The 7,176-nt window shown below is 37.7% G+C and carries 4 protein-coding genes; all 4 read right to left on the bottom strand.

The features are described 5' to 3' along the window. Window positions 1-385: 385 nt before the first annotated feature. Window positions 386-1,039, bottom strand: a complete 654-nt coding sequence (locus ACIQXW_RS23110) for a 4'-phosphopantetheinyl transferase family protein (protein ID WP_402765919.1) — start codon at window positions 1,037-1,039, stop codon at window positions 386-388. After that, entirely contained in the window at window positions 1,039-4,206 is a 3,168-nt protein-coding gene (locus ACIQXW_RS23105; protein ID WP_402765916.1) for an amino acid adenylation domain-containing protein, read from the bottom strand. Before ACIQXW_RS23105 ends, ACIQXW_RS23110 begins: the two co-directional genes overlap by 1 nt. Before the next feature lie 152 nt (window positions 4,207-4,358). Further along, entirely contained in the window at window positions 4,359-6,107 is a 1,749-nt protein-coding gene (locus ACIQXW_RS23100) for a methyl-accepting chemotaxis protein (RefSeq protein ID WP_401022303.1), read from the bottom strand. A gap of 508 nt (window positions 6,108-6,615) precedes the next feature. Next, the gene (locus ACIQXW_RS23095) at window positions 6,616-7,095 is read right to left on the bottom strand and encodes a hypothetical protein (RefSeq protein ID WP_402765912.1); all 480 of its coding nucleotides are present in this window, start codon (window positions 7,093-7,095) and stop codon (window positions 6,616-6,618) included. Window positions 7,096-7,176 lie beyond the last annotated feature (81 nt).

The following is a 7,176-nucleotide window of genomic DNA, read 5'->3' as shown; positions in this document are numbered from 1 at the left end:
TCGCTGACGCGCGGCTTGTTGCGTCTTACAACTCGTGCTGTGCCCGCAGGAGTCTAGGTGGATTTTTCCTTAGCGTTTCAAAAAAATGCAAGGAAATTATTTGAGTGCCTGGCACTGCGCATCCGTACCTAGTACAGTATCGACTCCTAAATCGGAAAAATCCACTACGCTTTCCGCGGGCACGATGTAAGCCACAACCCTCGCTGACGCGCGGCTTGTTGCGTCTTACAACTCGTGCTGTGCCCGCAGGAGTCTAGGTGGATTTTTCCTTAGCGTTTCAAAAAAATGCAAGGAAATTGTTTGAGTGCCTGGCACCTCATCTATCTTCATAAAAAAGACAAAAGGCATCAAGTTTTTGATGCCTTTTGCCATACGCTGAGCAAAGTTATAGAAGCTGATGTCTATTCAAAAAGGTTAAATTTATATGTGATGTGCGATCCCAGCAGATGGATACAGGGTGTCGTTCATCAAGATAAATAAGCTGTGTAGAAATGTTTTGAATTTCATCCGTCGTATCGATTAAGTGTGGTGATGGCTGTGGACATAAGGCAGTTTTAAAGAGAGCTTCCTTTAATGTCCACAGTTCATAAAATTTTTTTAATCGTAGCGGTTCTACAATTTCGTCAATGCTAGTTATTTCATTCTCTGTCATGGCATAGTGCATAACATCTATCGTAACAGGCTTAATTTCCTCCACATCAATACCGACATGACCATTTTCCGTTACTGCTATGACAAGCCAATCTCCTGAATGGGAAAGATTAAAATCACCTCTCCAACCAACATCTCCTATAACATAAGGCCGACCATATTTGTTTCTAACAATCTGTACCTCTTGTGTAGCAGTCAATTGCTGAATTGCCCATCTGGAAATAATGCTTCCTAATAAGGCTCGTTGTCGGTCATGCCACTGTTGGTATTGCAATATCCTGATTTGCTCATCAGGAGGCAGTTGCGCATAATACTTCGCCCATTCAAATGTTGTTAATGGTGGTCCAATGGGGAGTGCAAATACTTGTACGCCATTGACTCTCAACATTATCGAACTGCAACTGGTTTAGGTTCAGGGAAATAACCTAATTCGATACCATACGTAATCATCGTGCGGATAAAGGCTGAATTTGGTTCTGCACATGCAATACCCGAGTTCACTAAAAATTCCTGTGTTTTTTCACTATTAAATATAAATGGTGAATCGCTTGCGCCATCACCTTCAAGTTGTGCAATTGCTAATGATAAATATTCTTGTAATGCTTTAGGATGCTCCGAATTTAAAAGCCAATCTTCATATTCATTTGCCGAAACTATATCTAACTCATATCCCATGTCCTTTATTGCTTCAATAAAATCAAGATAGGCTAGGGGTACAGGGTTACATAGGTGGAAAATGTGTCCATTGGATTTTGGTTGACGGGCTAATGTTATAAGTGCCTGGCTCGCATAATTGATTGGCGTAAAATCAACATGCCAATTAGCTGTCGGTGTTTTTCCTAAATGGAGCATCGATTTCATCATTCGGTAAAATGCATTATCATCTATGTTGCGCTGGAATTTTCCTGTTTGGGAATGGCATGTTAAATTGCCAACACGATAAATTGAAACAGGAATTTTATCGTTCACGGCATTTTTAACAAGATTTTCAGCCTCTAACTTACTTTGGGTATAAACATTTGTAAGTGAAACATCGTAATCAAATTCACCCAGTGCTTGCTTTTCTCCCCATTGTGTTGCCGCAAGTTCTTCAGGAATACCAATTGTTGAAACATAGTGGAAATGCACACCTGCTTTACTTTTAGCAAGCTCGAGCAAGTATCTAGTCCCTTCAACATTGACATCATTAAAATGAGTGGCAGCCCCGAAATGTCTTACATCTGCACCACAATGAATAATTGCATCAATTTCTTCAGTAAGTGTAACGTAATCTTTACTTGATAAATTAAGTTTTTCTTTACTCAAATCACCTTGGATGACAGTCACTCGATTATGTAGCATTGCCACAATGTCTTCACCGAAATAAAAAGCCATGCTCTCTTTAAGTTTTTCATCAAGTGTTGTGTGTGCGCTTTGTCTAATTAAGCAGTAAATATGAGTATTTGTATTATTTAAAAGCTCATTTAAAATATGACTTCCTAAATAGCCTGTTGCACCGGTTAACAGCACAGCATTCATAGCTAGAGGTCTTGGTGTTTGCGCACCGGAAAGACGGCTTGGCTCCATTAAATCTTTACGAACTAAATCTACATGTTGTTGTGGTGTGTCATTCGTTTCTGGTTGATAGTTACAAATATAATGATCTAGTTCGGCAATCGTTTGATATTGGAAAAAGTCTTGTATTTTTAAAAACGGAATATGCTTTTTCACTTGGACTAAAATTTCAAGTACTTTTAATGAATGCCCACCGATATGAAAGAAATTATCATGAATACCGACACGTTCAATACCGAGTACATGTTGCCATGCAGAGGCTAGTAGCTTCTGTATTGGGTTCTCTGGTGCGTCATAATGACTTGGTAAAGGTGCTGTTACCTCAATAGCAGCTAATTGCTTTCGGTCGATTTTTCCAGTAGGGGACAAGGGCATTTCCTGCACTTCAATTAATCGTTCAGGCACCATATAGTCTGGTAAATGACCTGCTAAATACTGTCTAATTGCTGTTTGTTCTTCCTTACTACCGCCAATTAAAGTGTAGTAGGCAAACAAGCTATTATTTCCATCGTCCATTTTCTTTGCAAGTATCACGCCTTCTTGAATGCTTGGGTGATTACTTAATACCGTTTCAATTTCGCCTAACTCAATTCGGAACCCTCTAACTTTAATTTGAGAATCTTTGCGTCCTACAAATTCAATTACACCGCTCGGTAATAAACGAACTAAATCACCTGTTCGATACATTAATCTTCCAGGTTCATTTGATAATATATGTGGGACAAACGCTTCAGCAGTTTTTTCCGGTTGATTTAAATAGCCAGCAGCTAGACCAGCACCAGCTATGTAAAGTTCCCCTGCTTCATTGACAGGGCAAAGCTGACCATCATTATTAATAATATACATTTCGTAATTGGCGATAGGCTTACCAATAGGAATGCTTGATTGATTATCAATTACAGTATCCTTCACTTTATGGTAGGAGGACAGCACTGTACATTCTGTTGGCCCATATACATTAATAATTTCAGTTGTTGTTCCGAATTTTTCATGCCACTTTTGTATAACAGCAGGCATAAGGGCTTCTCCACCTACAGATAAATATTTAAGAGACGATAATTTATCATGGTGTTCAATAGAGAGGTGAGTAGCTAGCTGCGTAAAGAATGCATTTGGAATTGTGGCTGTTGTTACTTTTTCACGCTCAATCATTTCAGCAAATGCCTCTATTGATACGCGTTCAATACTTGTGAGCATATGTAATCGTGCGCCAGAGAAAAAAGCAGTAAATGTTTCAGTGACGGATGGATCAAAACTATAGGAGATAAATTGTGAAAAGACATCATATTTACTTGCTTGGTAGATTCTTTGATTGTCAGTAATTAAGTTGATCACAGATTCATGCTTAAGCATTACGCCTTTTGGCTTGCCTGTCGAGCCTGATGTATAAATAATATAGGCTAAATCAGCAGGGCTGAGATCGATATGGATATTGTTTTTTGAAAATGTGATTTCCATCCGATTAAGTGTAAACACTATACGAGTTTGGGAATCGTTATGTAGTAAATCATTAAGTAATTGAGTATGTTCTTCTTTTATTAATATAAATGTCGCACCTGTATCATTTAACAAGTAATGACAACGCTCTTTAGGATAGCTAGGATCAATCGGTACATATATACCACCTGCTTTTAAAACACCAAGTAAACTAATAACAGTTTCCTGACTACGTTCCATAACAATCGCCACTTTGTCGCCTTTTTGCAAACCTTTGTCTCGCAGCATATGAGCGATTTGATTGGATCGTTCATTGAGCTGACGATAGGTCATTGAGCCACCATTAAATGATAATGCAATTCTATCAGCAAACTGTTCTACAGCTTGATAAAATACTTCAGGTATTGTTTGATCTTTCGCATAAAAGGCTTTTGTTTGATTTAAAGCTTGATAAACTACTTTATCTGCTTCAGTTAACAATTGCGTACAATGAGCTGGTAGGGTTTGTTGCTCATTATAGTTCGTTTGATAATCTGCCGTAAGTAAATTAAGTTCTTTATTCAATCATCACAACTCCTATTTTTGAAAGTAGAGGGGCAGTGCCCAATTAGTGCAACTAGAAGTAAATATTATTGCTAGGAAATGACATGAATAAATGGCTCGCCGATGCTGTAGCATCGACGAGATTAATAAAGCTATAAGGTTTTTTTAGTACATCATTTCACAATAAAAGTCTTTACAACAGTTAATAATTCATCTGATAAATCTGTTAATACTTGTGCTTCTTCTGAAACTCTTTGCACTGTGTTGAGCTGAGTAGCAGATGTTTCGGCTACTGTGCTTGTATTGTTTCTAGAATTTTCAGAGAATTGTTCCATATCTTGAACAGCTGATGTAACCTCTTCCATACCAGCTGCCATTTCCTCAATAGTAGCCGATAATTCTTGAATCTGACCAGTAACATGATGTATTGAAGTTAAAATTTGGCCAAATGATTTTTCGGAATCATTGATCATTATTAAGCCATTGTCCACTTCCTCTACCGCATGTATCATGACATTTACTGATTCATTAGTATCGTGTTGAATACGCGAGATTAGCGTAGAAATTTCTCTTGCTGATGCCTCTGATTGCTCTGCCAACTTGCGCACCTCGTCAGCGACTACAGCAAAACCACTTCCTGCTTCACCTGCACGAGCAGCCTCTATCGCCGCATTTAATGCAAGTAAATTTGTTTGGGAAGCGATACCTGTAATAATACCAACGATCTCTTGGATTTTATTTGAGTGTTCACCTAGCATTTTGACAGATGATGCCGATTGATTTACAGCTTTACTAATTGCATTCATTTGAGCGACAGATTTGTTCGTTGAATCGTTACCTTTTTCCGCTTCCTCAGATGCAAGAATAGAGGATTCAGAAATCTGATTAGATGTCATGGCAATACGTTGAATACCAATGCTCATTTCCTCAATCGTAACTGAACTTTCTTTTGCCTTTTGAACTTGTAAATCCGCAACACTTGCTATTTCTTGCATCGATGAAGCTACACTATTATAAGAATCCGTTGCTTCCTGCATATTACTTGATAAAACTTGTGCAGTATTTGAAACACGTGAAGAAACATTTGTTGCGCTTTGAATGACTGTTTGTAAACTTCCAATCATTACATTAAAATTATTTGTTAGCACGCCAATTTCATCATTTGATTGAACAGGTAAAGGTTCTAGCTCCAAGTTACCTTCAGCAACTTTTTTAGATTGTAAGGATAGCTGTTGGATAGGCGTTAGCTTCTTTTTTAATAGTGAGTAAACGACGATGGAAGACCCAATAAGGAATAAAACAGTAATTAACAGAACCCACATTGCTTCCGAAAGTGCTTTAGCAGTTACCATCGATACATCATAGTCAATGGCATACGCAGCTAACATTGAACCATCGTCATCTAATATCGGAGTAAGCCCTGTTTTATAGCTTCCAAACTCATCTTTATAGATCTCTGTAGCAGTTGCCTCTTTTGTTTCAAAAACTTCTTTTATTCTTGCAAGGAAATCTGGAGAGAGACCCATGGCGATCATATCTTGGTTATATTCTGCCCCAACTTCAAGAACACTTGAGGATAAAACCGGTGCATTAATATTTTCACCATCTACTGTAATAAGAAAGAGATTGGTAATAATATCTGATTTATCATTGATGGCATCCATTTCTTCTGTTAAACGAACGACATCATTATTATTAGCATTTGGTTGTTGCAGTGCAGATTTCAATGCTTTTTGATCTATTGTCTTTGATAAAATCATGCCTTTATCATAGAGGGATTCATCCATATCTTTTAAGTTACTGTTTTTCACTATATAATAGGAAAATCCCATAGTAACTAATCCAAATAGCAATAAAATACTAACCATTGTGAAAGTTAATTTCTTGCTAATTGACATTTGCTGCTTCTTACTTTTCTTCATACTCTTCCTCCTAAAATTGTAAAAAACATATTTCAAGTGAAAAAGGGACGGCCGATAATGAGAAAGCCAAATGTAATGGGAATAGTACAATGTTACAATTGACCGTCATGATAATTTCATATATAGAAGTACATTCCTATACTTTTTATCATTATTTCATTGTTAGTAAAATAATCCATTCATCCCCTAACCATAAACAACTATACTGCCAAAAAATACGATTCACAACCCAAAAATCCTACTATTTCAACTGTGAAATTTCGAGGTGCGAATTAAAAATATAGTGTTTTTATAACAGGGATTAACGAGGTTCTGGCATATTATTAATAGAAAATACACTAATAATAGTATAATTTGTTTCTAGTAACCAACTTTTAAAATTACTAAATGTTATTATAGACAAATATTATTACAATTGTTTGAAAAAAGTTGTGTATACTTTGTGTAAAAGAAAATAAAAAAAGGTTTTCCACTCGTTCATAACTGAACTTATGGAAAGCCTTTTTTATTATCTCGGGTTACCAAAGATGCCAGGTAAAATGTTGGGAAGGCCTGGAGGTAGTATGGGTGGGAGACCAGGTAATTGACCACCAGGGTATTGTCCACCAGGGTATGGCATAGGCGGGAACGGTTGTGGGTATGGACGTGGTGGATATGGTTGTGGCGGATAAGGACGTGGTGGATATGGCTGTGGTGGGTACGGTTGAGGTGGATATGGTTGCGGATATGGTGGAGGGTATGGAGGTGGATACGGTGGTGGATATGAGCCACCACCAGGAGGGTAACCTGTCCCTGCTGCTGTAATTTGGCTAACATCAACTGTTATGACTTGACCAGAATCTAATTGAATTTCGGCTGTTCTTCCGTCTTTTCCAAATGTTCGAATCAATGTGCCTGAATATGTGCCAGTAGGGAGCGTAACCCATATTTTCATACCGGGTCGGAACTGTTGATTAAAATCTTCGGGAGCTAATCTAGGATTGACCAATGAAACACACCTTTCTTCATTTTTCTTCTCTAACATATGTCCCGTAATGTATTTGTCATAGGCAAATGGCTCAATATAAAA

It is taken from the genome of Lysinibacillus sp. NPDC097162, from assembly GCF_044762185.1.
Taxonomy (GTDB): domain Bacteria; phylum Bacillota; class Bacilli; order Bacillales_A; family Planococcaceae; genus Lysinibacillus.
The sequence above is the reverse complement of the archived record's forward strand: the minus strand, read 5'-3'. Positions and strand labels throughout refer to the sequence as shown.